The sequence below is a fragment of the Pseudomonas sp. yb_9 genome, assembly GCF_043103635.1.
Classification (GTDB): Bacteria; Pseudomonadota; Gammaproteobacteria; order Pseudomonadales; family Pseudomonadaceae; genus Aquipseudomonas; species Aquipseudomonas monteilii.
This window is the reverse complement of sequence record NZ_JBICKA010000058.1, coordinates 121,838-147,258: the sequence shown is the minus strand read 5'-3', so window position 1 is coordinate 147,258 and position 25,421 is coordinate 121,838. Positions and strand designations below refer to the sequence as shown.

Sequence of the window (25,421 nt, the reverse complement as noted above, 5' to 3'; positions counted from 1 at the left end):
GGCCATAACGCCCGAGCTAGTGGCTGTCTTGGTCCTCTGCAGTGCCTCCGGTGTGCCCCGCACCGGAGCCGGTCGCCTCGCCGGTGCTGTTGGAGCCACCGCTCGCGCCGTCGGCGGCATCGGTGTTGCTGCCGGTGTCGCTGCTGTCGTTGCTTTTACCACTGCCGGGGCTGTTGACGCTGCTGCCCTCACCCGCCGTCTTGCCGCCAGACTGATCGGTCTGTGGGCGACCGTCGGTGTTGGTGTGTGTATCGGTGTTGGTGGCAGCGAAGGCGGTGCCGGTGAGGCTGGCCAGGGCCAGCGCGAGGTACAGGGAGAGCGGACGAATGCGGATCATGGAAAGTCTCCTTTGCGGATGGTCTGTCATTCGTTTGGCCAAGTGCGGGGAGCGGGGTGCGCTTTGGGCGACGAGCGGTAACTTCAGGGGCCGCAAAGCGGCCCCTGGGATCAATGATATTCCGAGCGCTGTGCTGGTGCCGGGTTTTCTACCGGCTCCAGCGGCGGATGCTCCTGCGCGGCGTGCATCAGGTCTTCGGTCACGCGCAGTTCGGCGCCGGTTGGCGAGAACGTGGTCGAAGCCGTAAACGGCGCCGGGTGCTCCGCCGCCGGGCGTTTGCCACGGCGCCACATGAAGAAGCACACCATGCCCAGGTTGACCACGGCAAAGGCCCAGAACAGGCCGGCCTCGCCAAATTCGGTCATCATCGGCGACATGGCGACCGGCGCCATGGCGGAGCCCAGCGAGTTGATCAGCAGCAGGCCCTGAATCATCGGTACCAGCGCATCGGACGGTGCCCGGTCGGCGGCGTGGCTGACCGCCACCGGGTACAGCGTGAACACGCCGCCCCCCAGCAGGAAGAGCATGGCTGGCAGCAGGAACGAGTCCGACGGCAGGAACACCGTGACCAGTGACAGCACCACACACAGCGCGGCCAGGGCGATCAGCACATCCTGGCGGTCCTTGCGGTCGGACCAGCGCCCGACCGGGTATTGCAGCAGCATGGCGCCGAGGATCACCCAAGCCATCATGTTACCGACCTCGCCCACCTCCAGGCCGATGCGTTGCAAATACAGCGGCAGCAGGGAATAGATCCCGGCAATGGCCACGCCCGAGCCGAAGCAGCCCACCAGGCCCGACGGTGCCACACCCAGCAGCTGGCGGGGTTTGAGCGGTTCGACCTGGTCCAGCAGGGGCGATACCCGCGGCAAGATCACGATGGGCAGCACCGAAAGTGAAGCCAGCACGCCAGCCAGCATGAAGGGGGCGGTGTCACCCAGCTACGTGATTTCGCCAAGGCCGGCCTGGGCGATTACCCCGGCGCCGTAGAAGGCGATCATGTACAGCGCAAGCAGGCGGCCGCGGATCTTGGCGTCGCCGGCCAGCAGCAGCCAGCTTTCGATCACCAGGAACACGCCGACCGCTGCCCAGCCGTTGATCAGGCGCAGCACAGACCACCAGGTGACGTCGTAGAACAACCCTTGCAGCAGGATGGTCGCGGCTATCAGCGAAGCGAAGCTGGTGTAGGCGCGGATATGGCCGATGCGCAAGATCAGCCGGTCGTTGAAGATTGCACCCAGGGTCAGGCCGATGAAGTAGGTCGACGAGACAATACCGATGGTGGTGGCTGATTCACCGGCAGCGCCCAGGCGCAGGGTGGTCAGGGAAGACATGAAGCCGTTGCCCAGGGCAATGATGAACAACCCGAGCAGGGGCGCCAGCGCCATGGCCAGCAAACGCGGAGACATACGTACCTCTAGTTGGATGAGCGGAATGAGCGCCTTCTCGGACGCGCACACCGGCCCGACCCGGCAAGGGGCGAGTGGCTACACGGATGCGACCTGGGCAAGACTCAACCGCTGGGCCCTTTGGGAAATGGGCCGCGCGGGGAGGGTTGAGCCTATTTCACATGTGCGTTCATGTGTTCAGGCACGGACTCTGTCATTGCTGCCGGTTGCCACCGTTCAAGGCGACGGGCGAAAAGGAGGCGCGATTCTACGGGCTTGCGCAGTTTTGCCCAAGGGGCAGTGGTATGCGACGAGACGCCGCAGTCTGTGGGCGACATGAATGTGTCTGTGGCAGACAAGCCAGTGCTGCAGGGCAAACCCGGCAAGCCACTACCTGTCCCGCAGTTGCCATCCCTGATGGGTCAGCACCATGGCCCGGGTATCTTTGAGCGGCGCATCATGACTGGCCACAGCCTTGCCCAGTTCGGCAATGCTGGCTTTGACCTGTTCATCACCGGCCCATGCCGGTAGCCCGGTAATCGTGTAGGCATAGGTCACATTCGATGTCTTCTGTCCCGTGGCTTCGCTTGGCGCGCTGAACTGTTCGATCGCTGTTACCTGCGCCTTGCCAAAGCACAGGCCGTGGTCCGCCTTGTAATACTTGCGGCCTTCGTCGGTAAGCGCGTAGGCATAGTAGATGTCCGTACGTGCCGGTTGCCACAGCCGGGCAGGCACCTCGGTGCGCGAGATTTCCCTCTCACTGACCACGCCCACCCTGGCCAAGGCATGCAGCGCCTTGTTGGTGCCGTGCAGGTCGAAGTCCTGGGTCTTGGTGGGAAATGAGCTGATGACGAAGCAGTGCGGATACTGGGTGTCGAGGTAGGCCTGGGCGGCTTTCCTGAAACCGGCCTCGGGGGTGTCACTGCTGTCGGAGCAACCTGTCAGGGTTGCCAGCAGCGCCAGCGGCATGATCTTCCTGTACATGGTGAAACGTCCTTGAATGGCGAAGATAAAACCGATGGCTGAAGATTAGAACCCACGGGTTAGAGCGGCGCAATCGTGGCAAGACGGCATCGCTATGGCTCACCTCGGGTATCGATACTGACGACCACCGACATGCCTGGGCGCAGTCGCCTGGCGTCGTCCTGGCCGGCATCCACAGTAATGCGCACTGGAATTCGCTGGGCAATCTTGACGAAGTTGCCGGTGGCATTGTCCGCCTGCAGCAGGGCGAACTCCGAGCCGGTGGCTGGCGATATCTGCTGTACATGCCCTTGCAACTTCAGGTGGTTCAGGGCATCCACGGTGAACGTCGCCGGCTGGCCGATGCGTACATTGGCCATCTGGGTTTCCTTCATGTTGGCGATGACCCACAAGGTGTCGGGTACCAGCGCCATCAGCTGCGCGCCAGAATTCACATAAGCTCCCAGGCGTGTGCCGATCTGCCCCAGCTGGCCGTCGCGCGGGGCGGTGACGCGGGTATTGTCGAGGTCGATGCGCGCCAGTTCCACGGCCGCCTTGGCATTCTCCACCGATGCTTCCAGCGCGGCCCGGTTGACCACCACCGTTTCACGGTCCTGGCGGGCGATTTCCAGCGCTGCCTTGGCCTGGGCCAGGCTGGCGACCGCTGCCGCTTCGCTGGCACGGGCCAGGTCCAGGTCGCGCCGCGACACCGAGCCGTCGTTGACCAGCGCCTGGTTGCGGCTCAGGTCGGCTTTGGCCTTGATCGCCTGGGCCATCGCATCGCCGATGGCCGCCTGGCGCTGGGCGATGGTGGCTTCGGCACTGTTGCGCTGCTGCAGGTTGTTGGCCAGTGCTGCCTGTTGTTGCTGCAGTTGGGCAATGGCCTGTGCCAGGCGCTGTTTGTAGATGCGGTCGTCCAGTTGCACCAGGAGGTCACCGGCCTTGACGAACTGGAAGTCGTGCACCGGCACGTCGACAATGTAGCCACTCAGTTGTGGGCCGATGATGGTCACCTGGCCGCGTACCAGCGCATTTTCGGTACTTTCGATGGCGCTGCCGAACGGTGGCAGGCGCCAGGCATACAGCACCAGCAGGATGCCGGCCAGGGCCACACAGGCGAAACTGATTGACGAGAGGATGCGTACCCGCCGCGAACGTACCGGGCTGGTAGGCTCGCTGGGTGGTGTGGCACCTTCCGGGGTTTCGGCGATGGCGGTGGTGGTCGTGGTGCGGGTGTCGTCGGTCATCGGTTGGGCGCGCCGGGGGTGGAGTCGGTGAGGGCGGCCTGGCGTTTTGTGTACCAGAGCCAGGTGCTACGGATGCAGATCCAGATCATTGTCAGGATAGCGATACCGCCAATCAGCACGAACACGTCGTTGTAGGCCATGATGTTCGCCTCGCGGGTGGCGGCGCTGGCCAGCAGGCGCATGCCGGCTTCGCTACGCAGGGCCGGGTCGGCGATGATGCCGCCGTAACCGCTGCCGCCGCTCTGCACACGCGCATTGACCAAGGGTTCGAGGTAGCTGAGGCGGTCCATCAGGTGACTGGAATGGAATTTTTCCCGCCAGGTCTGGAAGGTGCCCAGCAACGCCGCGCCAATCAGGCCACCGAGGTTGTTGCAGATGCCGAACAGTACCGAAAAGCTCACCAGGTTGCGTGGGTTGGCGCGCACATGGCTGATGCCCAAGGCCATCGACGGGCCGAGAAAGAAGGTGCTGCCAAAGGCCAGCAGAAACTGGCTGAAGTACATTTGTGCCGGGCGCGTGAGGTTGCTGGAGCTGCTGTCCATGAAGGCGCCGGCAGCCATGGCCAGCAATGAGACGAACAGCGGAATCACCAAGTGGTTGGGGTTGATGGTGAGAGCGCTGCTGGCCAGGCCTGCCAAGGCACCCAGCAGCATGATCCAGTACAGCGTGCGCATTTGCTCGCTGCCCATGTTCAGCGCCTGCAAAAAGCCGACTGCGCCCGTGGACTGTTCGGACGTGACCATGCGGATCAACACCACGCACAGCGCCAGGCGAATGACTGCACCGCTGCCCAGCCAATGGGTCATCAACAACGGGTTCTGCCGGTTGTGCTCGATGGCCAGGCCGCTGAAGAGCAGGCCGATCGAGGCCGCCAGCGCCACGCCGATCCACGGCGCCTCCAGCCACCAGTCGATGCGCCCCAGCGACAGCACGGCGCAAAGCAGGGCTGTGCCACTGGCGATCAGGGTGAAGGTGAGGAAGTCCAGGGGCTCGAAGGTCTTGAAACGGTCACCGGGTGGCAACTTGAGCATCAACACGCAACCCAGCGCGGCCAGCGCCAGGCCTAGCTCGAACAGGTACAGGCCACGCCATTCGGCGATTTGCAGCAGGTCTTCGGAAAAGATGCGTGCCAGCGGCAGTGCCAGCTGCGAGGCGCCCAGGCCCAGCACCATTGCCTTGAGCCGCCATTGCGCCGGGAACGCCTGGATCATGTAATACAGCCCCAGCGAGCTGAGCGCGGCACCGACCATGCCGTGGGCCGCGCGTACCGCGATGGCCGAGTTGAGGTCGTTGACCAGCAGGTGGGCGAAGGTGACCAGGGCGTACAGCACCAGGAACACCTCGGTGAAGGCACGCAGGCCGAATTGTTGGCGAAACTTCACCAGCAGCAGGTTGATGGACACGTTGGTCATGACGTAGGCGGCAGGCAGCCAGGCCATTTCTGCCGTGGTCGCGCCCAAGGCGCCTTGCAGGAACACCAGGTTGGCGGTGACCAACGCGTTGCCAAGGCCACCGGTGATTGCGACCAGCAGGCCGACCACACCGTAGGCCAGGCGCTTGGCTGGCGAATGCAGGGGCGTGGAGGGGGAGCCCGGCAGGCTGGGTTTTTCGTGGGGGAGCCACTGGCGTGGGGCGTACTTGTCCATGGGCAGACTGTACTTGAGCGGCGGTTGCTGCTGCTAGGTGCATGCCTTGGTTTTTGTGGTGGCATTGAGATCGTGTGCATGAACATCGCACCGGTCAGCAGCCGCAGGCCGTCCACCGGCTCACCGAACACATTCAGCTCCACCCCCACCCCCTTGTTGACCTGTTCGCCGTCCATGTTGAAGGTGTCCTGCTGCGAACGACACATGTTCGCAGGGCTTGATCACCAGGCCATACACCGGGGGAGTGATGGATTCGTCGTAAGGCGTGTTGCGCGCACCGGTGCCGGTCGCCCAGCTGTCGACGCTGATCGATTGCCGGCTTACGCCCACGGTCAGCGGTGCCCTACTGCAACTGCCCTAGCCAACCCTGCAGTCAGCCGTGGTGCTCGGTGTACAGCGTCTGGACCTGCAGGTTGAGGGTAGGTCGGCGGGCGGCATGGCAGGCGCGAGGTTCCGGGAGAGGGGTGCAATCAAGAATTGATCGCAATCTGTGGCCCTGCCTGGAACCTGGCAATGCGCGCTTTTACAAGGCCTCGGCCAAAAACGCCGCTGTGCGGCTTGCCGCACACCCAGCCACCACCTGCGGCGTGCCACTCACCACCACCTTGCCCCCGGCATCGCCGGCACCCGGCCCGATATCGATCACCCAGTCGCTTTGCGCTACCACACGCATGTCATGTTCGACCACCACCACGCTGTGCCCGCCGTCGACCAGGCGGTTCAGTTGCACCAGCAACCGATCGATGTCTTGCGGGTGCAAGCCGTTGGTGGGCTCGTCCAGCACATACAGCGTTGCCCCGCGGGCCGTGCGTTGCAGCTCGGTCGCCAGTTTGATCCGTTGCGCTTCACCACCGGACAGTTCGGTAGCCGGCTGGCCCAGGCGAAGGTAGCCCAGGCCGATGTCCTGCAACACTTGCAGGCAACGCCGCGCCGGTGGCTGTTCGGCAAAGACCTGCAGGGCCTGCTCGACAGTCAGCTGCAGCACTTGGGCAATGTTCATGCCTTGCCAGCTTACCGCCAGGGTTTCAGGGTTGTAGCGGGCGCCATGGCAGGTCGGGCAGGGGGCGTAGACACTGGGCATGAACAGCAGCTCAACGCTGACGAAGCCTTCGCCTTCACAATTGGCGCAGCGCCCCTTGGCAACGTTGAAGGAGAAGCGCCCTGCGTCGAAGCCCTGTGCCTTGGCCTGCTCAGTGGCCGCGAACAGCTTGCGCACGTGGTCGAACAGGCCGGTGTAGGTGGCTAGGTTGGAGCGAGGCGTTCGACCGATCGGCTTCTGGTCGACCTGTACCAGGCGCTTGATGCCGTCCAGCCCAGCGCTGACATGCCCACTGCCGGTCTGCTCAGGCGCGTCCTCCAGGTTTGGTTCTTCGGGCTCGCTGCGTTGCTCGGCATGGCCCAGGTGCGCACCGACCAGCTCCAACAGGGCCTGGCTGACCAGGCTGGACTTGCCCGAGCCGGAAATGCCCGTAACGGCGGTAAAGCAGCCCAGCGGGAAGGCGGCGCTGAGGTTGTTGAGGTTGTTGCGGGTAATGCCTTCAAGTGTGAGCCAGTCTCGGGCCTGGCGTGGCGTGTGTGTGGCCCGGGACTGGGCATTGAACAGGTAGGTGCGGGTGCATGATGGCTTGACCTCGGCCAGGCCTGCGGGCGGCCCGCTGTAGAGGATGGTGCCACCCTGCTCGCCGGCAGCCGGCCCTACATCCACCAGCCAGTCGGCGCGGCGCATGGTGTCCAGGTCGTGCTCCACCACGTACACCGAGTTGCCCGCGTGTTTCAGGCGTTGCAGGGCGTCGAACAACGCTTCGCTGTCGGCCGGGTGCAAGCCGGCCGAGGGCTCGTCGAGCACGTAGATCACACCGAACAGCTGTGAGTTGAGCTGGGTGGCCAGGCGCAAGCGTTGCAGCTCACCCGAGGACAAGGTGGGGGTGCTGCGTTCCAGGGCCAGGTAACCGAGGCCAAGGTCGAGCAGCGTGTCGATGCGCTCCAGCAACTCCTTGGCGATGCGCTGTGCCGCCAGGCGCTTTTCCAGGGTCAGGTCGTCTTGCGGGTGGGCCAGGTAGTCAGCTGCCGCCACTTTGCGGAACACCTCGGCCAACGCCTGCAGTGACAAGTGCGACAGTTCGGCGATATCCAGGCCGGCAAAGGTCACGCCCAGCGCCTCGCGCTTCAAGCGCTTACCCTGGCACAGCGGGCAAGGGCTGGGGCGCATGTACTGGGCCACGCGTTTACGCATCTGTGCGCTCTGCGAGTGCATGAAGGTATGCAGCACGTAACGCCGGGCACCCATGAACGTGCCTTGGTAACTAGGCTCCTGCTTGCGCTTGAGTGCGGCGCGGGTCTGCGCGGGCGTCAGGCCGGCATACACCGGCGCGGTAGGCGTTTCTTCGGTGAACAGGATCCAGTCGCGTTGCGCCTGGGGCAAGTCGCGCCAAGGGATATCGACGTCATAGCCCAGCGTTACCAGAATGTCGCGCTGGTTCTGCCCCTGCCAGGCCATCGGCCACGCGGCCACCGCGCGTTCGCGAATGGTCAGTGACGGGTCGGGGACCATGGTCGCTTCGGTCACCTCGAAGACCCGGCCCATGCCATGGCACTCCGGGCACGCGCCCTGGGGCGTGTTTGGCGAAAAGTCTTCGGCATACAGCATCGCTTGCCCGGCCGGGTAGTGGCCGGCGCGTGAGTAGAGCATGCGGATCGAGCTGGACAAGGTGGTCACGCTGCCCACCGAGGAACGCGCACTGGGTGTGCCACGTTGCTGCTGCAGGGCCACGGCTGGAGGCAGGCCTTCGATCGCATCTACGTCTGGCACGCCAACCTGGTCGATCAGGCGCCGGGCATAGGGCGCCACTGATTCGAAGTAGCGGCGCTGGGCTTCGGCGTACAACGTGGAGAAGGCCAGTGACGATTTGCCTGAGCCAGATACGCCGGTAAACACCACCAGCGCATCGCGGGGGATATCGACATCGATGTTCTTCAGGTTGTGCTCGCGGGCGCCCCGCACACGGACGAAGCCGTTTGGGGTGGTTGGGCGTAGGGGCATGACGCAGTCCTTGGCTGTTTCGGAACAGTGCGCCCAAGGTAACAGCTATTGCAGCCATCGTGTGTGGGTAATGTTTCCGCTCAGCAATTCTGCGAGTTATTGATTAAGGATGGTGGGGTTAGTGTGAAGGGGCAAGTAACACTAACAGGAACTGAAAAACATGCGAGCTTCATATTTATTGGCCATTGACCAACAGGCCTCCGTGCACACAAGTAATAACGTTCTGCTGCGGCCCTATACACCCTATGGCTATCAGGGGGGCAAGGGCTGCCCGTTGTTGGCCTTTGCCGGAGAGGCTGGCGCGCTTCTGCCGCAGGGTTATTTACTTGGCAACGGCAAGCGTGCCTATCAAACCGGGACAATGCGTTTTCACAGCCCGGATGTATTCAGCCCGTTTGGTCGTGGTGGGCTTAATGCCTATGCCTACTGTACGGGGGACCCGGTTAACAAGGTCGACCGTGATGGTCATTCGCCCACACGGGTAGTCGGGCAAGCAACAGGACTTGTCTGGGGAACGGTGGGTATGTTGTCTTCACTGAACAAGGCATCCAAAGCAATCGTCAAACGTTCAATTGCCAAGGCCAACGGAACGCCAATACCGAAGGAGTTCAACAATTCAAGCCGTACCAATAATGCAATGATATTTGTCGGCGGCCTGGCGGGTACCGTCGTCAAGGCACCCAGTGCAGTGTTTTCTTTTTCAGCGCCCTTTGAGTCAGTGGGGGCTGAACTGATGACCGGGGCCGGAATAGCCGCAAGCTCTCTCGCAGGAGTGGGCAAGCTGAGGCAGCTGTTCAACGATGTCAGATCGACTTATCAGGAAGCCAGATCGAACAGATTGCCACTGGGCAAGTTGGTATTGGAGTCCATCAAGGAAGCCACCGGCTGGAACCGATTACGTGGCCAGGAATCGGCCGTCCTCGAACCCTTGCCTGAACAAGTATTATTAGTTCGCTTCCCCGCCATGAAGTAGTGCTTGCCGTTGCAAGCAATGGCAGCCCTGATCGGCGCTTTCGGTTCCACGCTGTGAAACCAGATTTGATTGTGCTTCATCGCTCCTCGCGCTTATCTGTTCGCAAGCACGACCTGCCTCTGCCGTCGTGACCTCAAGGCGAACAACAAGAACGGGAAACCACCCGCGCGAGGAGACTCTACATGTCCCGACATCAGCACATCTTGGCCTGGCTTGACGATGTGGCAAGCGAGCTGCACGCGATCCGTCACGATATCCACGCTCACCCGGAACTGGGTTTTGAAGAAAACCGCACGTCGGCGCTGGTCGCCCGGTTGCTTGATGCGTGGGGCTATGAGGTGCACACCGGCATCGGCAAGACTGGCGTGGTCGGCGTGCTACGCAATGGCAGCAGCCCACGCCGTCTGGGCCTGCGCGCCGACATGGACGCGCTGCCCATCCACGAGGCCACGGGTGCGACGTACAGCAGCCAGCACCAGGGTTGCATGCACGCCTGCGGCCATGACGGTCACACCACCATGCTGCTCGGCGCCGCGCGCTACCTGGCGGCGACCCGGCAGTTCGACGGCACGCTGACGCTGATCTTCCAGCCGGCCGAGGAGGGCCAGGGCGGCGCCGAGGCGATGCTGGCCGACGGCTTGCTGGAGCACTTCCCTTGCGATGCACTGTTCGGCATGCACAACATGCCGGGCCTGCCAGCCGGGCACCTGGGCTTTCGCGAGGGCCCGATGATGGCCTCGCAAGACTTGCTGACGGTGACCCTCGACGGGGTTGGCGGCCATGGCTCGATGCCACACCTGACCGTCGATCCGCTGGTGGCGGCAGCCAGTGTGGTGATGGCGCTGCAAACCGTGGTGGCGCGCAATATCGATGCGCAGGAAGCGGCTGTTGTCACGGTGGGTGCCCTGCAGGCCGGTGAAGCGGCCAACGTGATCCCGCAGCAGGCCCTGCTGCGGCTTAGCCTGCGCGCGCTGAACGCCGAGGTGCGGGCACAGACCCTGGAACGGGTGCGGGCGATCATTGTCAGCCAGGCCGAAAGCTTTGGCTGCAGTGCCAGCATCGAACACCGTCCGGCTTACCCGGTGCTGGTCAACCATGGCGCAGAGAACGCCTTCGCCACGCAGGTCGGGGTGGAACTGCTGGGTGCCGAGGCGGTGGATGCTAACACCCGCAAGCTGATGGGCAGCGAAGACTTCGCCTGGATGCTGCAACGTTGCCCGGGCGCTTACCTGTTCATCGGCAATGGGGTATCGCGGCCGATGGTGCACAACCCGGCCTACGACTTCAACGACGACATCCTGCTGACCGGCGCCGCCTACTGGGGCGCGCTGGCAGAGCGCTGGCTCGCGCCCGCCTGACCTTCCCATTTACGACTGCCGCTGGAACCCGGGTGCGACCGCGCCCGGGTGATCACCCAATCATTGTGTGGAGTGTTCCCCTATGCAGACTTCGAGCACTGGCGTGTCGCGTACCCGGCAGGTGGTCGCTGCCGTTATCGGCAATGCCCTGGAGTGGTATGACTTTATCGTGTATGGCTTTCTGGCCAGCATCATTGCCCGGCAGTTTTTCCCGTCCGACGATGAGTACGCCTCGCTGCTGATGGCCCTGGCTACCTTCGGCGTCGGCTTTTTCATGCGCCCGGTGGGTGGCGTGTTGCTGGGCATGTATTCCGATCGCAAGGGCCGGAAGGCGGCCATGCAGATGATCATCCGGCTGATGACCGTGTCGATCGCCATGATCGCTTTTGCCCCCGATTACCTGGCCATAGGCATGGCCGCACCGATGCTGATCGTGGTGGCCCGCATGCTGCAGGGCTTTGCTACCGGTGGCGAATACGCCAGCGCGACAGCGTTTCTGGTAGAAAGCGCGCCGGCCCACCGCAAGGGGCTGTATGGCTCGTGGCAACTGGTGGGGCAATGCCTGGCGGTGTTTTCCGGGGCGGCGATGGTCGCCCTGGTGACGCACCTGTGTTCGCCTGAGGCACTGGACAGCTGGGGTTGGCGCATTCCGTTCGTGCTCGGCCTGCTGATCGGCCCGGTGGGGCTGTGGATTCGCAAGCACATGGAAGAGCCCGAAGAGTTCGTCGAAGCGCGCCGCCAGGCCAAGGGCCAGTCGCCCAGCCTGTGGCAGGTGTTGCGTGAGCACCGGCGCAGCCTGCTGGTGTCGATGGGCCTGGCCTGTGGCGCGACGGTGTCGTTCTACGTGGTGCTGGTGAACATGCCGACCTTCGCCCACAAGAACCTCGGGCTGCCGCTGGACCAGGTGCTGCTGGTGCAGATGCTGGCCGTGGGGCTGATGACCGTGGTGATTCCGTTGTCTGGCGCGCTGTCTGACCGGCTGGGGAGGCGCCCGGTGTTGATGGCCTTCACGCTGGCGTTCTTCGTGATGGTCTACCCACTTTATGTGTGGGTGGCCGCCGCGCCGTCCGTGGAGCGCCTGCTGATCATGCAACTGCTGCTGTGCACCGCGATCGGCGGCTTCTTCGGCCCGGCACCCACTGCATTGGCCGAGCAGTTCCCGGTTGAGGTGCGCTCCACCGGTGTGTCGGTGGCCTATAACGTGGCTGTGATGGTGTTCGGCGGCTTTGCCCCGTTGATCGTGACCTGGCTGAGCAAGGTGCTCGGCACCCCGGTGGCGCCTTCGTTTTATGTGCTGTTCGCCTGCCTGCTGACGCTGCTGGGTACCTACTGCCTGAAAGAAGCACCTCGGTTGGCCAAGCCTGCCGCCTTCAACCTTGGAGTAAAACCGTGAAGCCGCTAGCCATCGACCCCATCGTAGCCCTCGATGCCGAGGCATTGTCCCAGGCCATCCATGCCCGCCAGGTGTCGTGTCGGGACGTGATGCAGGCCTACCTGCTGCACATCGAACGCTGCAACCCTGTAGTCAATGCGCTGGTGTCACTGCGCCCGGCCGAAGCGCTGCTGGCCGAGGCCGATGAGCGTGACCGTGAACTGGCCCGTGGCCATTCGCGGGGCTGGATGCATGGCATGCCGCAGGCGATCAAGGACCTGGCAGCCACTGCCGGGCTGCGCACTACCCTTGGCTCCCCCTTGTTTGCCGAACAGGTCCCTGAGCAGGACGCGATCAGTGTTGCGCGGGTGCGGGCGAGCGGGGCGCTGATCGTGGGCAAGAGCAACGTGCCCGAGTTCGGCCTCGGCTCGCAAACCTACAACACCCTGTTCGGTACCACCACCAATGCCTACGACCCGCAGCGTGTGGCCGGTGGCAGCAGTGGCGGGGCGGCAGCGGCGCTGGCCATGCGCCTGCTGCCGGTCGCCGACGGGAGCGACATGATGGGCTCGCTGCGCAACCCGGCGGCGTTCAACAATGTGTTCGGCCTGCGCCCCTCACAGGGCCGAGTGCCCCATGGGCCGGCGCCCGAACTGTTCGTGCAGCAGCTGGCCACCGAGGGGCCCATGGGCCGTAGCGTGGTTGACGTGGCGCGGTTGCTGTCGATACAGGCTGGCGTTGACGCACGGGCACCGCTGTCGCTGAGTGAAGGTCGGCGTGACTTTGCTGCTGGTTTGCAGCGTGATTTCCGGGGCGTGCGGGTCGGCTGGCTGGGTGATTACAACGGCTACCTGCCCATGGATGACGGGGTGATGAGCCTGTGCGAGTCGGCGCTGGCCGATTTTGCCGAACTGGGCTGCCGGGTGGAGGCTTGCCAGCCGGCATTCGACCCCGCGCGGTTGTGGCAATGCTGGCTGACCCATCGCCACTTCCTGGTGCACGGCAACCTCGGGGCGGCCTATGCCGACCCGGTCAAGCGCGCACGGCTCAAGCCTGAGGCACAGTGGGAAGTGGAAGGGGGCTTGCAACTGAGTGCGGCAGCGCTGTACCAGGCTTCGCTGGACCGTAGTGACTGGTACCGTGCGTTGGCCCATCTGTTCGAACGTTACGATTTCCTGCTGTTGCCATCGGCCCAGGTGTTCCCTTTCGATGCACGCCAGCCATGGCCAACGGTGGTTGGGGGGCGGGCGATGGACACCTACCACCGCTGGATGGAGGTGGTGATCGGGCCGACCCTGGCCGGCTTGCCGAGCATCAGCGTACCGGTCGGGTTCAGTGCGGCCGGGTTGCCCATGGGCCTGCAAATCATAGGCCCGGCCCAGGCTGACCATGCCGTGTTGCAGTTGGCGTATGCCCATGAACAGCTCACCCGGTGGGTGGAGCGTTGCCCACCCCAGTGCCTGCAGGTTTGATGAAAGCAGCGAGCAGGCGCGGATCTTGCTGGCTATGCTGACCATCCCCCAACAAGGAGGTCAAACCCATGGGCATCACGGCAGACAGTGGCGGCGTGCGTTCCGTGGAACGGGCGTTGGCCATTGTCGACCTGTTGGGCGAACACCAGGCACTGGGCCTGGAGGAACTGCATTACCTGACGGCGCTGCCCAAGGCCACGGTATCGCGCATGCTTGCCACCTTGCAGGAGCAAGGCTGGGTGTACCGTGGCCTGAGCGACCGGCGCTACCGGCTGTGCGCGCGGCGCCTGTTCGGCGACCGCCAGTTGCGTTTCAAGCGGCGCCTCGTGGAGAGCGCTGCGCCCATGCTGCTGGAGCTGAGCGAACGCACCGGGCTGGTAGCGGACCTGTCGTGCTTCGACGGCGAACGGCTGGAGGTGATGGAAAGTGCCATCCCCCAAGTATTGCGCAAGCGTTATCCGCACACCTGCCAGATTGTTGGGCACCATGCCAGCCTGTTCCATTCGGCGATGGGACGGGCCTGTCTGGGTGAGCTGGCGGAGGACGAAGTGCAGCGCCTGGCGACCCACGAGCGGCTGGGTGATGACACAGTGCTGCGCAATATCGAGGAAGACGCACACAAGGGCTTTGGCCAGCGGACCGAAGGGCACTGGGAGTATCCGGTGCGGTTGCCGTTCCTGATTCGCGCCATCGCCTTGCCGGTGCGTGCCGAAGGGCGCCTGGCCGGGAGCATTGCCTTACACTGGCCACTGGACCAGGCGCCGGTCGAGCGGGTGTTGAACCTGCACCTGAACAGCCTGGCGACTACCGTGGGCGAGGTGCAGCGGGCATTGTCGGTTTGAGGTTTCGGCGTTGGCACCGTGACAGCAAGGTCGGCATGGCGCACACTGGCTTACCGCTCCAGGCTGTACATCCGGCACTCCGCCAGCAACGCCAGCAGGTTCGGCTCCCGCTCCCGGGCTTTCAGAAACACCACACCGATATGCTGCTGCAAGCGATATTGCGGCTTCAAGGCAATCAACCGGACGCGGTTCTCGTATACCGCGGCGATGCGCCCGGGCAGCAGGGCAAAGCCCACCCCCGAGCTGACCATGCTCAGCAATGTGAAGATATCGTTCACCTGCATGGCCACCTTCGGTTCAAAGCCGGCCTGCTGGAACACCCGTGCACCATCGCGGTGGGTGGCGAAGCCCTGGGTCAGGGTAATGAACGTGGAGTCGGCCAGGTCTGCCAGGTCCACCTCGGCTTGCTCGGCGAAAGGCGAGTCGGTGGGGACCGCGAGGAAGATATCGTCGGAGAACAGCGGCAACTGCTCGCAGGCCGGGTCGCTGACGCTTTCATCAAGGGAGACCAGAATGGCCTCCAGTTCGTGGTTCTTCAGGCGCTGCAGCAAGTCGATGTTGGAGCCCAGGGTGAGGTCGATGTTCAGTTCGCTGCGGCGCAGTTTCAGGCCCATGACCAGCTTGGGCACGGTCTTCACGGTTAGCGAGTAGAGCGCGCCCAGGCGGAAGCGCTCAGCATAGAAGCCGGCGGCCTCACGGGTCTGGCGCACCATCTGCTCAGCGTCCTGGATCAGCTGCCGGGCCTTCTTTTCCAGCACGTAAGCACTTTCCAGCGGGATCAGCTGGCGGCCTTCGTGCTTGAACAACGGGCAGCGCAGGGCGCTTTCCAGTGAGTGGATGGCGCGATGCACACTGACCGCACTGGTGGACAGCTCGGCCGCGGCGCGGCCGAGGTTGCCGGTGCGCATGAAGGCGAGGAAGGTTTCCAGCTTTTTGAGGGTGAGTTCTTCGTCGATCAGCATGGGCGGCCTTGGGCGGTCATTGCATGGATTCGATCAATGCCCACAACGCCGGGTCATCGAAGTCATTCACAACCAGCCTGGCCCCCGCCGCCAGCAACCGCTCCGGCGTTTGCGTCGTGGCCACGCCTACGGTGAAGATGCCTGCGCCACTGGCCGCGGCCACGCCTGGTAATGAATCCTCGAAGGCCAGCGCTTGCGCGGCTTCGGCGCCCAGCCGCTGCAACCCGGTGAGGTAGGGCAGCGGGTCTGGCTTGGGCCGCGCCAGTTCCTCGGCCACCAGCACATGCGCGAAGCGCTGGCCAAGGCCCATAGCATTCAACATGTGTTCGGCATTCAGCCGGGGTGCGTTGGTGACCACGCACATGCCGATGCTGCGCGCCTGGGCATGTGCCAGCAAGCGCAGCAGGCCCGGCATGGGTTCAAGGGAAGGCGATATGTCGCGGAACAGCGCTTCCTTGCGGTCGGCCAGCGCCTTGCACTGTTCGGCGCTGGCGTCGCTGAACAGCTCGGCGAACAGCTCGCCGTTGGCGCGGCCGCTGACCTGGGCATCGAACTGCGCCTGGCTAAGCTCGCGGCCATCGTGCTCACGCAGCAGCTGGCGAAAGGCTTGCAGGTGCAGGGTATCGGTGTCGGTGAGGGTTCCGTCGAGGTCGAACAGCAGAGCGGTCAGCATGAGATATCCAGGTCAAAAAACACAAGCCAGGGGATCATAACCAAAGCTGGCGACAAAGGGGGCTGTTCAGCGTGCCCTGAAAAGAGTACAAATGTGCTCCATGGACAATCTAACCCCCAAACGCCGCGCCATTTTCGAATTCATTCGTGAGCGCATTGCCAACCATGGCCAGCCGCCAAGCCTGGCCGATATCGCCACGCGCTTCGGTTTTGCCTCGCGCAGCGTCGCGCGCAAGCACATCACTGCCCTGTGCCAGGCCGGCTACATCGATGTCACGCCGAACCAGGCGCGGGGCATCCGCCTGGCTGAACCGTTGCGCCGGCCAGAAATCCTCGAAGTACCGGTGCTGGGCCAGGTAGCGGCAGGTGCCCCCATAGGCCCGGATCTGGGCATTCACGAACAATTGCTGCTCGACCCCAGTCTGTTCCGCCGTACACCGGATTACCTGCTGAAGGTGCGTGGCGACTCGATGATCGACGATGGCATTTTCGACGGTGATCTGGTCGGCATTCTTCAGCAGGCCGACGCCCGCGATGGCCAGATCGTGGTTGCGCGCCTGGACGGTGAAGTCACCATCAAGCGCCTGCAACGCAAAGGCAGCCATTACCGGCTGTTGCCGCGCAACCCGGCCTACGCGCCCATCGATGTGAAGCCTGAACAGGCGTTTTTCATCGAAGGCGTGTTCTGCGGCTTGCTGAGGCGTGACTGATGGGCGCGGTGGTCGACCTCGACAGGCTGCTCGACCAGCGCCGGGTATGGCGCGGGCGGCAGGCCCAGGCGCGGCCACTCGGGTTGCAGCCCACCGGCCATACGGCCCTTGACGAGCGCTTGCCGGAAGGTGGCTGGCCAGCGGCCGCACTGAGCGAGCTGTTGCTGGCCAGCCCCGGTTGTGGCGAATTGCAGTTGCTGTGGCCAACCCTGGCCCGGCTAAGCGCTGACGCCAGCCGCGTGGTGCTGGTGGCACCGCCGTTCATCCCGTATGCACCGGCCTGGCAGGCGGCGGGAGTGGACCTGCGCTGGCTGGTACAGGTGGATGCTGAACCCACCGATGCCCTGTGGGCCGCCGAACAGTGCCTGCGCTCGGGCAGTTGTGCGGCAGTGCTATGCTGGCCGGAACGTGCCGATGACCGCGCCCTGAGGCGCTTGCAGGTGGCCGCTGAAACCGGCCAGGCACTGGCATTCGCCTGCAGGCCGCAGCAGGCGGCGCACAACCCTTCACCTGCAGCACTGCGCATTGCCGTTGACACGCGCCCGGCGCAATGGCGTGTGCTGAAGAGCCGTGGCGGCATGCCGCCAGCGCTGCCCATCGCCTGCCCGGGCCGGGGCTGATGCACCATGCTCTGGGCCTGCATCCTGCTGCCGCAGCTGGCGCTGGACACCGTCCTGCGTGAGCGTGACGACCCTGATACGCCTCTGGTGCTTGTTGGTGGGCCTACCCAGCGCCGTGTGGTGCAGGCGGTCAACCCGGCGGCCGCTGCACTTGGCTTGCGGGCCGGGCAAACCCTGACCGCAGCGCGTGCCCTGGCGGATGGCTTCACCTGTGTCGAAAGCGACCCCAAGCGCATCGAGCAGGTGCAGCAGTTGCTGGCGGCCTGGGCCTACCGTTTCAGTGCCCAGGTCAGCGTGCATTACCCTCGGGCGCTGTTGTTGGAAGTAGGCTCCAGCCTGCAACTGTTCGGCCCGTGGCCCTTGTTCGAGGCGCGTCTGCGCCAGGAACTGGCAGACCTGGGCTTGCGCCAACGCATCGTCCTGGCCAGCAACCCGGTGGCGGCACGTATGCTCGCCAATGGCCACGACGGTTTGGCGGTGAGCGATGCCGATGCGACTCGCGCAGCGTTGCTGGCCATGCCCATCACGCGAATCGGCTTGCCGGCAGAGGCTGCCGAAGCCTTTGCCCGCATGGGCTTGCGTCAACTGGGCCAGGTACTGGCCTTGCCGCGCGATACCTTGGCCAGGCGCTTTGCGGCCCAGGTTCAGCTGCACCTCGATCAGTTGCTCGGCCTGCGCAACCTGGGGCTGGACTTCTACCAGCCACCGGACCGTTTCGAAACCCGGCTGGAGCTGAATTTCGACGTTGAATCACACCAAGCGCTGCTGTTCCCGCTGCGGCGCATGCTCAACGACCTGGCTGCATTTCTCGCCGGGCGCGACTGTGGCGTGCAGCGCTTTTGCCTGCATCTGGAGCATGCCGAAGGGCCGGATACCTTGCTCAAAGTGGGCCTGCTGGCGGCTGAGCGCGATGCTGCGATGCTGTTCGAACTGGCCCGTGGGCGCCTGGAGCCGCTGCGTATACCGGCAGCGGTGCGCAACCTGCGGTTGGTCGCCGAAGACCTGCCGCCCTTCGTGCCGCAGCATCAGCCGTTGTTCGACCCACGCGCACAACAGGCCCAACCCTGGGAGCAATTGCGCGAGCGGCTGCGCGCCCGCCTGGGGGATGAGGCCGTCAAGGGGGTGCGTGCAGCGGCAGATCACCGCCCTGAATGCGCCTGGCAACTGGCAGAGCAGGGCGCAAAAGGCAACATGCCGGTTGCCCCGGGCAGCCGCCCAGGTTGGCTACTGCCTGCACCGATGGCGCTGGATGATGCCGGCTATCGGTTGCAGGGCCATGCCGAACGCATCGAATCGGGCTGGTGGGATGGCGGCGATGTGCGCCGCGACTACTACCGCATCGAAACCCGTGAGGGCCTGCGTGGCTGGGCCTACCGCGACCTGGGCCAGGCCGGCCCGCTGTGGTTGCAGGGCTGGTTTGCATGAGCATGTCGGGATATGCCGAGCTGCATTGCTTGTCCAACTTCAGCTTCCAACGCGGTGCTTCGAGTGCCGAGGAGCTGTTCCGCCGCGCAGCTGAACAGGGTTATCAGGCGTTGGCGATCACGGACGAATGTACCCTGGCCGGTATCGTGCGCGCCTGGCAGGCCGCCAAGGCGCATGGGTTGCGGCTGATCGTCGGCAGCGAGGTGCAGTTGCACGACGGCCCCAAGCTGGTGCTGCTGGTCGAAAACCTGGCCGGCTACCAGAACTTGTGCGCACTGATCACCCGTGCCCGTCGGCGGGCAGAAAAGGGCGAATACCAGCTTTTTCGTGACGACCTGCAGCTGCACGGTCAGGGTCTGCTGGCCTTGTGGGTGGCCGATGACAGTGACAATACGGCCACCGGCGAGTGGCTGCGAAGTGTGTTCGATGAGCGCCTGTGGCTGGCGGTGCACCTGCACCGGGGCCACGACGATGCCATGCGCCTGCAACGCCTACGGGCACTGGCGGCCGATGTGGGGATCCGCGCCGTGGCCTGTGGCGACGTGCACATGCACGTGCGCGGCCGCCGTGCCTTGCAGGACTGCATGGCTGCCATCCGCCAGCATTGCCAGGTGTCCGAAGCCGGGCGCTTTCTGTTTGCCAATGGCGAGCGCCACTTGCGTAGCCTGGCGCAACTGGCCGAGCTGTACCCGTTCGACCTGTTGGCCGAAACCCTGGCCATTGCCCAGCGCTGCCAATTCGACCTCCGCGAGTTGAAGTACCAATACCCGCGCGAACTGGTGCCCCAGGGCCACACCCCGGCAAGCTGGTTGCACGCGCTGTGCGAGCAGGGCCTGCGGTTGCGCTGGCCGCAGGGGCCCAGTGACAAGGTGCGTGATGTGCTGGCCAAGGAACTGGCGCTGATTGAAGCACTGGGTTACGAGAGCTACTTCCTGACCGTGCACGACATCGTCGCCTTCGCCCGCAGCCAGCGCATCTTGTGCCAAGGGCGTGGCTCTGCTGCCAACTCGGTGGTGTGTTTCGTGCTGGGCATTACCGAGCTCGACCCCATGGAGCACCACCTGTTGTTCGAGCGTTTCCTGTCGCGCGAGCGCAACGAGCCACCCGATATCGACGTGGACTTCGAGCACGACCGGCGCGAAGAAGTGATTCAGTATGTGTTCCGCCGCTATGGCCGGCACCGTGCCGCGCTGACTGCGGTGGTCAACACTTACCATGCAGCGGGTGCGGTGCGGGATGTGGCGCGGGTGTTGGGTTTGCCAATGGATCAGGTGGATGCCCTGGCCAAATGCTGTGGCCGCTGGAGCGACCGCATACCCGACGACCAGCGACTGGCAGAAGCCGGCTTCGAGGCCGGCAGCCCGTCGTTGCGCCGGGTGCTGGTGCTGGCGGGTGAGCTTATCGGCTTCCCTCGGCACCTTTCGCAGCACCCGGGTGGTTTCGTTATTTCCCAGCAGCCGCTCGACCAGCTGGTGCCGGTGGAGAATGCAGCAATGGCGGAGCGCACGGTGATCCAGTGGGACAAGGACGACCTGGACATGGTCGGTTTGCTCAAGGTCGACGTGCTGGCGCTGGGTATGCTCAGTGCCTTGCGCCGTTGCTTCGACCTGCTGCAACGCCACCGTGGCCGCCAGCTGACCCTGGCGACCATCCCCAGCGAATGCCCGGCCACTTACGCGATGATCAGCCGCGCCGAGACCATGGGGGTGTTCCAGATCGAGTCGCGTGCGCAGATGGCCATGCTGCCTCGGCTGCGACCCCGAACGTTCTATGACCTGGTCATCGAAGTGGCCATTGTCCGCCCGGGGCCGATTCAGGGTGACATGGTGCACCCCTACTTGCGCCGGCGCCTGAAGCAGGAGCCGGTGACCTACCCGTCGCCGAAGCTCAAGGCAGTCTTCGCACGGACCTTGGGCGTGCCGTTGTTTCAGGAACAGGTGATGGAACTGGCCATGGTCGCAGCCGACTACACGCCGGGCGAGGCCGACCAGCTACGTCGCAGCATGGCGGCCTGGAAACGCCACGGTGGCCTGGAGCCGCACCGCGAGCGGCTGTTGCAAGGCATGCTGCGAAATGGTTACGAACTGGCGTTCGCCGAGCGTATCTTCGAGCAGATCAAGGGCTTTGGCAGCTATGGTTTCCCGGAGTCGCACGCGGCCAGTTTTGCCTTGCTGTGTTATGCCAGCAGCTGGCTGAAGTGCCATGAGCCGGCAATCTTCACCTGCGCGCTGGTCAACAGCTGGCCCATGGGCTTCTACAGCCCGGACCAGTTGCTGCAGGAGGCGCGCCGCCAAGGTATCGAGGTGCGGCCCGTCGACGTATGCCACAGCGACTGGGACTGTACCCTCGAACCTGATGCTCAAGGTGTGTTGGCCATTCGCATGGGCTTGCGGATGGTGCGTGGCCTGGCCGAAGCCGATGCCAGGCGCGTGCAGCAGGCGAGGGCGCAACGGCCGTGGCGCGACGTCGAAGACCTTTGCTTGCGTGCTGGCCTCGACCAACGCGCCCGTGCCCGTCTGGCTGATGGCGGGGCATTGCGTACCTTGGCCAGCGACCGCCATCAAGCACGCTGGCAGGTGGCGGCGGTGCAGCCGCAGTTGCCGTTGTTCGCAGAGGTGGAAGCAGTGCCTGAAGCCGCAGTTGATTTGCCTGTGCCAAGCGTGGGTGAGGACCTGATGGCCGATTACCAGACCTTGGGCACTACGCTCGGCCCGCATCCGCTGGCCTTGTTACGTTCACGCCTGAGGGCGTTGGGGTGTCGCAGTTCGAGTGAGCTGCAAGGTGTCGCGCATGGCGACAACATTGCAGTGGCCGGGCTGGTAGTGGGCCGCCAGCGGCCGCAAACTGCCAGTGGGGTCACCTTCGTCACACTGGAGGATGAGCACGGGATGGTCAACGTGGTCGTGTGGCGGGAGCTTGCCGAGCGGCAACGGCGGGCGCTGGTGGGGTCGCAGCTACTGAAGGTCAGTGGGCGGCTGGAGCAGGAGGAGGGGGTGAGGCACCTGATTGCGCGGCGGCTGGAGGATGTTAGCCCACTGTTGCAGGGGCTGGATGTGCGCAGCCGCGACTTCCATTAAGTGATTGGGGCTGCAACGCAGCCCCAAGATGTTCAAGGCTGGGTGCTTACACCATCGCCAACCGCTGCTTGCGCGTCGGTGCCGGGAACGCCCGGTCGATCGCTCGCAGGTCTTCACTGTTCAAGGTCAATAACCCCGCAGCAGCATTCAGCCGCACATGCTCAGGTGTCACGGCTTTGGGGATGGCGATCACCCCGTCGTTGCGGGTCACCCAGGCCAGGCTGACCTGGGCCGGTGTAGCACCATGGCGCTCGGCGATTTCTGCCAGTACGGGGTGCTGCAACAAGCGCCCGGCCTGAGCCAGCGGGCAGTAGGCCATGGTCGGCAGCGCACGTTTTTCGCACCACGGCAGCAGGTCGAACTCGATGCCACGCTGAGCCGGGTTGTACAGCACCTGGTTGGTGGCACAGTCAGGATTGTGCAGTTCGCGCAGGTCGTCTACGTCGAAATTGGACACGCCCCAGCGCTTGATCTTGCCTTGCTCGCGCAAGCGCTCGAAGGCATCGACCGTTTCTTCCAGCGGGTGCTGGCCACGCCAGTGCAGCAGGTACAGGTCAATGCAGTCAGTCCCCAAGCGTGTGAGGCTGCGCTCACAGGCAGCTGCCATGCCGCGAGCACTCGCATTGTGCGGGTACACCTTGCTGACCAGAAATACCTGGTCGCGCCGCCCGGCAATCGCCTGGCCAACCACGGATTCTGCCCCGCCTTCAGCATACATCTCGGCGGTGTCGATCAGGGTCAGGCCCAGCTCGATGCCCTGTTGCAGGGCCGCGACCTCGGCAGCCTTGCGGCCAGGGTCTTCCCCCATGTACCAGGTACCTTGGCCAATGGCCGGAACGCTCGAGCCTGCCATTTTCACGTAACGCATGTCACCTCCGGGATCCGGGTATTGGAATGCAGAACCTCAAGCAGCGCCTGCGCTGCGGTGGAAAGCTTGTGTTCGCTAAGGGCAATCACGCCGATGCGCCGCTCGACCGTGGGCTCCACCAAAGTTACGCAACGGGCGCCCAGCTCTTGCATCTGGTTGATGCACAGCGCCGGTACGGCACTGACCCCCAGGCCGCTGGCGACCATGCGGCCGATGGTCGCCAACTGGTGGCTTTCGAAGGCCACGGCCAGTTTGCCGTGCTGGGGTGCCACATTCTGCTCCATCAGCAGGCGCACTGCCGAAGGGCGTTGCAGGGCGACGAAGTCTTCGGCCATCAGCTGTGCCCAGCTCACCTCGGGCAGCAGTGCCAGGGGCGAGTCGGCAGGCACCACAGCGACGAAACGGTCCATGTACAACGGGTGGAAGTCCAGCCCGTCGATGTTGTCCGGCTCGAAGCCGATGCCCAGTTCGACGCGGCGATGGCGCACCAGTTCCTGCACCTGTTCATTGATCACGTCATGCACGGTGACGTTGACCTTGGGGTAGCGTTGACGAAACACCTTGAGCGAGTGGGGCAGCAGGTTGCCGGCGAACGCCGGCATGGCTGCCACCGCCACGCGGCCCAGTTGCAAGGTAAAGCGCTGGCGCAGCATCTCCTCGGTGTCGTCCCAATCGGCCAGAAGCCGCCGTGCCAGTGGCAGCAGCACTTCGCCTTCGGCGGTCAGGCTGACGCTGCGCGTGGTGCGGCTGAGCAGGGCACCGCCGAGGTTTTCTTCCAGCGCCTTGATGGTCAGGCTGAGGGCGGGCTGTGAGACATGCAGGTGCTCTCCGGCCTGGGCAAAGCTTTGGTACTTGGCCACGGCGACAAAAGCACGCAGTTGCTTGACGTTCATGACGGGCCTATTTTTGTTTTGTAAAAGTTATCAATCGATGACGAAAACAAAATTAACAAATCAGTCGCTTGCAGTGAAGATGTCTGCACACGCTCACCGACAGCTTCGTCGGTTCAACAACTACAAAAGGCGGATCAGCATGGCCGGACTGGACAAGCGCGTTGCAACCTATGAACAGGCCCTTGAAGGCCTGACCGACAACATGACGGTACTGGCCGGTGGTTTCGGCCTGTGCGGCATCCCGGAAAACCTCATTGGCGAAATCAAGCGGCGCGGCGTCAAAGGCCTGACCGTGGTCTCCAACAACTGCGGCGTCGACGGCTTTGGCCTGGGTGTGCTGCTGGAAGACCGGCAGATCCGCAAGATGATCGCTTCCTACGTGGGCGAAAACGCCGAGTTCGAACGCCAGCTGCTCAGCGGCGAGCTGGAGGTGGAGCTGACTCCGCAGGGCACCCTCGCCGAGAAAATGCGCGCAGGAGGTGCCGGTATTCCGGCGTTCTACACCGCCACCGGCTACGGCACCCCGGTTGCCGACGGCAAGGAAGTGCGCGAGTTCAAGGGCCGCAAGTACATCCTAGAAGCGTCCATTACAGGCGACTTCGCCATCGTCAAGGGCTGGAAGGCTGACCACTACGGCAACGTGGTGTACCGCAACACGGCGCAAAACTTCAACCCGCTGGCGGCCACCGCCGGCAAGATCACCGTGGTCGAAGTGGAAGAAATCGTCGAGCCAGGCGTGCTGTTGCCCAGCGAGATCCACACCCCAGGCATCTATGTGGACCGCGTTATCGTCGGCACCTTCGAAAAGCGTATCGAAAAGCGCACCGTCAAGGCCTGAGCGCCATCCACCAGAACAACAAAGAGATCCTGACCATGGCACTGACCCGCGAACAGATGGCGCAACGCGTCGCCCGTGAACTGAAGGACGGCTACTACGTGAACCTGGGTATCGGCATTCCGACCCTGGTGGCCAACTACGTACCCGCCGACATGGATGTGATGCTGCAATCGGAAAACGGCCTCCTCGGCATGGGCGAATTCCCGACCGAAAGTACGATTGATGCCGACATGATCAACGCCGGCAAACAAACCGTCACCGCCCGCCGCGGTGCCTCGATTTTCGATTCGGCGCAGTCGTTCGCCATGATCCGCGGCGGCCACGTCGACCTGACCGTACTGGGCGCCTTCGAAGTGGACGTGCAGGGCAACATCGCCTCGTGGATGATCCCGGGCAAACTGGTCAAGGGCATGGGCGGTGCCATGGACCTGGTGGCTGGCGCCGATAACATCATCGTCACCATGACCCACGCCTCCAAGGACGGCGAGTCCAAGCTGCTGCCGCAGTGCAGCCTGCCACTCACCGGGGCTGGCTGCATCCGCAAAGTGCTGACCGACCTGGCCTACCTGGAAATCGAAGACGGCGCCTTCATCCTGCGCGAGACCGCACCAGGGGTGAGCGTCGAGGAAATCATCGAGAAAACCGCCGGCAAGCTGATCGTGCCGGATGATGTGAAGGAAATGACCTTCTAAGGCATCACGCGATCCTACCCTGTGGG

20 protein-coding genes and 3 pseudogenes are annotated in these 25,421 nt (G+C 64.0%); 11 read left to right on the top strand and 12 right to left on the bottom strand.

The genetic code is table 11. The annotated features are described in order from the left end of the window. Window positions 1–16: 16 nt before the first annotated feature. The 8 genes and pseudogenes from ACF8MI_RS16945 to ACF8MI_RS16910 all read right to left on the bottom strand — a co-directional run bounded on the left by ACF8MI_RS16945 (window position 17) and on the right by ACF8MI_RS16910 (window position 8,621). The gene (locus ACF8MI_RS16945; RefSeq protein ID WP_060499316.1) at window positions 17–337 is read right to left on the bottom strand and encodes a hypothetical protein; all 321 of its coding nucleotides are present in this window, start codon (window positions 335–337) and stop codon (window positions 17–19) included. Window positions 338–447: 110 nt separating this feature from the next. Next, window positions 448–1,746 (bottom strand): annotated as a pseudogene (locus ACF8MI_RS16940) (MFS transporter). A gap of 369 nt (window positions 1,747–2,115) precedes the next feature. Continuing rightward, window positions 2,116–2,709 (bottom strand): hypothetical protein, encoded by a 594-nt coding sequence (locus ACF8MI_RS16935; RefSeq protein ID WP_060499318.1) that lies wholly within the window; start codon window positions 2,707–2,709, stop codon window positions 2,116–2,118. A 92-nt stretch (window positions 2,710–2,801) separates the two neighbouring features. Beyond that, a complete protein-coding gene (locus ACF8MI_RS16930; RefSeq protein ID WP_156866968.1) occupies window positions 2,802–3,935 on the bottom strand; it encodes an HlyD family secretion protein in 1,134 nt (377 codons plus the stop codon). Then, the gene (locus ACF8MI_RS16925) at window positions 3,932–5,581 is read right to left on the bottom strand and encodes an MFS transporter (protein WP_060499320.1); all 1,650 of its coding nucleotides are present in this window, start codon (window positions 5,579–5,581) and stop codon (window positions 3,932–3,934) included. Before ACF8MI_RS16925 ends, ACF8MI_RS16930 begins: the two co-directional genes overlap by 4 nt. 71 nt (window positions 5,582–5,652) lie before the next feature. Further along, a pseudogene (locus ACF8MI_RS16920) lies at window positions 5,653–5,926 on the bottom strand (TonB-dependent siderophore receptor); the annotation flags it as partial. A 31-nt stretch (window positions 5,927–5,957) separates the two neighbouring features. Next, a pseudogene (locus ACF8MI_RS16915) lies at window positions 5,958–6,019 on the bottom strand (RNA polymerase subunit sigma); the annotation flags it as partial. An 85-nt stretch (window positions 6,020–6,104) separates the two neighbouring features. Then, window positions 6,105–8,621, bottom strand: coding sequence for an excinuclease ABC subunit UvrA (locus ACF8MI_RS16910; protein ID WP_200929340.1), 2,517 nt, complete (start codon window positions 8,619–8,621; stop codon window positions 6,105–6,107). Between the two features lie 160 nt (window positions 8,622–8,781). On the opposite strand from ACF8MI_RS16910, the gene ACF8MI_RS16905 reads away from it, so the two are divergent. From ACF8MI_RS16905 to ACF8MI_RS16885, 5 genes are all read left to right on the top strand, one after another. Beyond that, window positions 8,782–9,594, top strand: coding sequence for an RHS repeat-associated core domain-containing protein (locus ACF8MI_RS16905; RefSeq protein WP_104834764.1), 813 nt, complete (start codon window positions 8,782–8,784; stop codon window positions 9,592–9,594). A 182-nt stretch (window positions 9,595–9,776) separates the two neighbouring features. Next, complete coding sequence (locus tag ACF8MI_RS16900) at window positions 9,777–10,952, top strand: M20 aminoacylase family protein (protein ID WP_060499323.1); 1,176 nt, start codon at window positions 9,777–9,779, stop codon at window positions 10,950–10,952. 82 nt (window positions 10,953–11,034) lie between these two features. Then, on the top strand, window positions 11,035–12,345 hold the full coding sequence (locus tag ACF8MI_RS16895) for a citrate-proton symporter (protein WP_060499324.1): 1,311 nt from the start codon (window positions 11,035–11,037) through the stop codon (window positions 12,343–12,345). After that, window positions 12,342–13,796 (top strand): amidase, encoded by a 1,455-nt coding sequence (locus ACF8MI_RS16890; RefSeq protein ID WP_104834760.1) that lies wholly within the window; start codon window positions 12,342–12,344, stop codon window positions 13,794–13,796. Before ACF8MI_RS16895 ends, ACF8MI_RS16890 begins: the two co-directional genes overlap by 4 nt. Before the next feature lie 68 nt (window positions 13,797–13,864). Beyond that, the gene (locus ACF8MI_RS16885; RefSeq protein ID WP_060499326.1) at window positions 13,865–14,638 is read left to right on the top strand and encodes an IclR family transcriptional regulator; all 774 of its coding nucleotides are present in this window, start codon (window positions 13,865–13,867) and stop codon (window positions 14,636–14,638) included. 50 nt (window positions 14,639–14,688) lie between these two features. Here ACF8MI_RS16885 and ACF8MI_RS16880 read toward each other — a convergent pair whose 3' ends face one another. Together ACF8MI_RS16880 and ACF8MI_RS16875 are read right to left on the bottom strand one after the other, a co-directional pair. Beyond that, a complete protein-coding gene (locus ACF8MI_RS16880) occupies window positions 14,689–15,600 on the bottom strand; it encodes a LysR substrate-binding domain-containing protein (protein ID WP_016715311.1) in 912 nt (303 codons plus the stop codon). Window positions 15,601–15,616: 16 nt separating this feature from the next. Beyond that, window positions 15,617–16,273 (bottom strand): HAD family phosphatase, encoded by a 657-nt coding sequence (locus ACF8MI_RS16875; protein ID WP_104834756.1) that lies wholly within the window; start codon window positions 16,271–16,273, stop codon window positions 15,617–15,619. A gap of 91 nt (window positions 16,274–16,364) precedes the next feature. Between ACF8MI_RS16875 and lexA the strand changes: the two genes are divergently transcribed. Genes lexA through ACF8MI_RS16855 form a run of 4 tightly spaced genes read left to right on the top strand, consistent with a single transcriptional unit; the run spans window position 16,365 to window position 22,104 of the window. Next, window positions 16,365–16,982, top strand: coding sequence for a transcriptional repressor LexA (gene lexA, locus ACF8MI_RS16870; RefSeq protein WP_060499329.1), 618 nt, complete (start codon window positions 16,365–16,367; stop codon window positions 16,980–16,982). Continuing rightward, window positions 16,982–17,602, top strand: coding sequence for a translesion DNA synthesis-associated protein ImuA (gene imuA / locus ACF8MI_RS16865; RefSeq protein ID WP_060499330.1), 621 nt, complete (start codon window positions 16,982–16,984; stop codon window positions 17,600–17,602). The genes lexA and imuA overlap by 1 nt, the downstream gene beginning before the upstream one ends. Before the next feature lie 6 nt (window positions 17,603–17,608). After that, window positions 17,609–19,027, top strand: a complete 1,419-nt coding sequence (locus ACF8MI_RS16860) for a DNA polymerase Y family protein (protein WP_104834754.1) — start codon at window positions 17,609–17,611, stop codon at window positions 19,025–19,027. Next, on the top strand, window positions 19,024–22,104 hold the full coding sequence (locus ACF8MI_RS16855) for an error-prone DNA polymerase (protein WP_200929341.1): 3,081 nt from the start codon (window positions 19,024–19,026) through the stop codon (window positions 22,102–22,104). The genes ACF8MI_RS16860 and ACF8MI_RS16855 overlap by 4 nt, the downstream gene beginning before the upstream one ends. A gap of 46 nt (window positions 22,105–22,150) precedes the next feature. Here the strand turns inward: ACF8MI_RS16855 and ACF8MI_RS16850 are convergent, their stop codons facing one another. Next, window positions 22,151–22,972 (bottom strand): aldo/keto reductase, encoded by an 822-nt coding sequence (locus tag ACF8MI_RS16850; RefSeq protein ID WP_200929342.1) that lies wholly within the window; start codon window positions 22,970–22,972, stop codon window positions 22,151–22,153. Continuing rightward, entirely contained in the window at window positions 22,960–23,865 is a 906-nt protein-coding gene (locus tag ACF8MI_RS16845; RefSeq protein ID WP_019099075.1) for a LysR family transcriptional regulator, read from the bottom strand. The genes ACF8MI_RS16850 and ACF8MI_RS16845 overlap by 13 nt, the downstream gene beginning before the upstream one ends. A gap of 139 nt (window positions 23,866–24,004) precedes the next feature. Here ACF8MI_RS16845 and ACF8MI_RS16840 point away from each other — a divergent pair, with 139 nt between their 5' ends. Beyond that, window positions 24,005–24,703 (top strand): CoA transferase subunit A, encoded by a 699-nt coding sequence (locus ACF8MI_RS16840; protein ID WP_060499335.1) that lies wholly within the window; start codon window positions 24,005–24,007, stop codon window positions 24,701–24,703. A 35-nt stretch (window positions 24,704–24,738) separates the two neighbouring features. Continuing rightward, window positions 24,739–25,395 (top strand): CoA transferase subunit B, encoded by a 657-nt coding sequence (locus ACF8MI_RS16835; RefSeq protein ID WP_012272371.1) that lies wholly within the window; start codon window positions 24,739–24,741, stop codon window positions 25,393–25,395. The last annotated feature ends 26 nt before the right edge of the window (window positions 25,396–25,421 follow it).

Bases quoted from the DNA above. Each gene is read 5' to 3' on its own strand.
- ACF8MI_RS16860 (WP_104834754.1), top strand. From the start codon at position 17,609: ATGCTCTGGGCCTGCATCCTGCTGCCGCAGCTGGCGCTGGACACCGTC.
- ACF8MI_RS16885 (WP_060499326.1), top strand. From the start codon at position 13,865: ATGGGCATCACGGCAGACAGTGGCGGCGTGCGTTCCGTGGAACGGGCG.
- ACF8MI_RS16875 (WP_104834756.1), bottom strand. From the start codon at position 16,273: ATGCTGACCGCTCTGCTGTTCGACCTCGACGGAACCCTCACCGACACC.
- lexA (WP_060499329.1), top strand. From the start codon at position 16,365: ATGTGCTCCATGGACAATCTAACCCCCAAACGCCGCGCCATTTTCGAA.
- imuA (WP_060499330.1), top strand. From the start codon at position 16,982: ATGGGCGCGGTGGTCGACCTCGACAGGCTGCTCGACCAGCGCCGGGTA.
- ACF8MI_RS16905 (WP_104834764.1), top strand. From the start codon at position 8,782: ATGCGAGCTTCATATTTATTGGCCATTGACCAACAGGCCTCCGTGCAC.
- ACF8MI_RS16925 (WP_060499320.1), bottom strand. From the start codon at position 5,581: ATGGACAAGTACGCCCCACGCCAGTGGCTCCCCCACGAAAAACCCAGC.
- ACF8MI_RS16840 (WP_060499335.1), top strand. From the start codon at position 24,005: ATGGCCGGACTGGACAAGCGCGTTGCAACCTATGAACAGGCCCTTGAA.
- ACF8MI_RS16895 (WP_060499324.1), top strand. From the start codon at position 11,035: ATGCAGACTTCGAGCACTGGCGTGTCGCGTACCCGGCAGGTGGTCGCT.
- ACF8MI_RS16935 (WP_060499318.1), bottom strand. From the start codon at position 2,709: ATGTACAGGAAGATCATGCCGCTGGCGCTGCTGGCAACCCTGACAGGT.
- ACF8MI_RS16910 (WP_200929340.1), bottom strand. From the start codon at position 8,621: ATGCCCCTACGCCCAACCACCCCAAACGGCTTCGTCCGTGTGCGGGGC.
- ACF8MI_RS16900 (WP_060499323.1), top strand. From the start codon at position 9,777: ATGTCCCGACATCAGCACATCTTGGCCTGGCTTGACGATGTGGCAAGC.
- ACF8MI_RS16855 (WP_200929341.1), top strand. From the start codon at position 19,024: ATGAGCATGTCGGGATATGCCGAGCTGCATTGCTTGTCCAACTTCAGC.
- ACF8MI_RS16845 (WP_019099075.1), bottom strand. From the start codon at position 23,865: ATGAACGTCAAGCAACTGCGTGCTTTTGTCGCCGTGGCCAAGTACCAA.
- ACF8MI_RS16850 (WP_200929342.1), bottom strand. From the start codon at position 22,972: ATGCGTTACGTGAAAATGGCAGGCTCGAGCGTTCCGGCCATTGGCCAA.
- ACF8MI_RS16945 (WP_060499316.1), bottom strand. From the start codon at position 337: ATGATCCGCATTCGTCCGCTCTCCCTGTACCTCGCGCTGGCCCTGGCC.
- ACF8MI_RS16880 (WP_016715311.1), bottom strand. From the start codon at position 15,600: ATGCTGATCGACGAAGAACTCACCCTCAAAAAGCTGGAAACCTTCCTC.
- ACF8MI_RS16835 (WP_012272371.1), top strand. From the start codon at position 24,739: ATGGCACTGACCCGCGAACAGATGGCGCAACGCGTCGCCCGTGAACTG.
- ACF8MI_RS16930 (WP_156866968.1), bottom strand. From the start codon at position 3,935: ATGACCGACGACACCCGCACCACGACCACCACCGCCATCGCCGAAACC.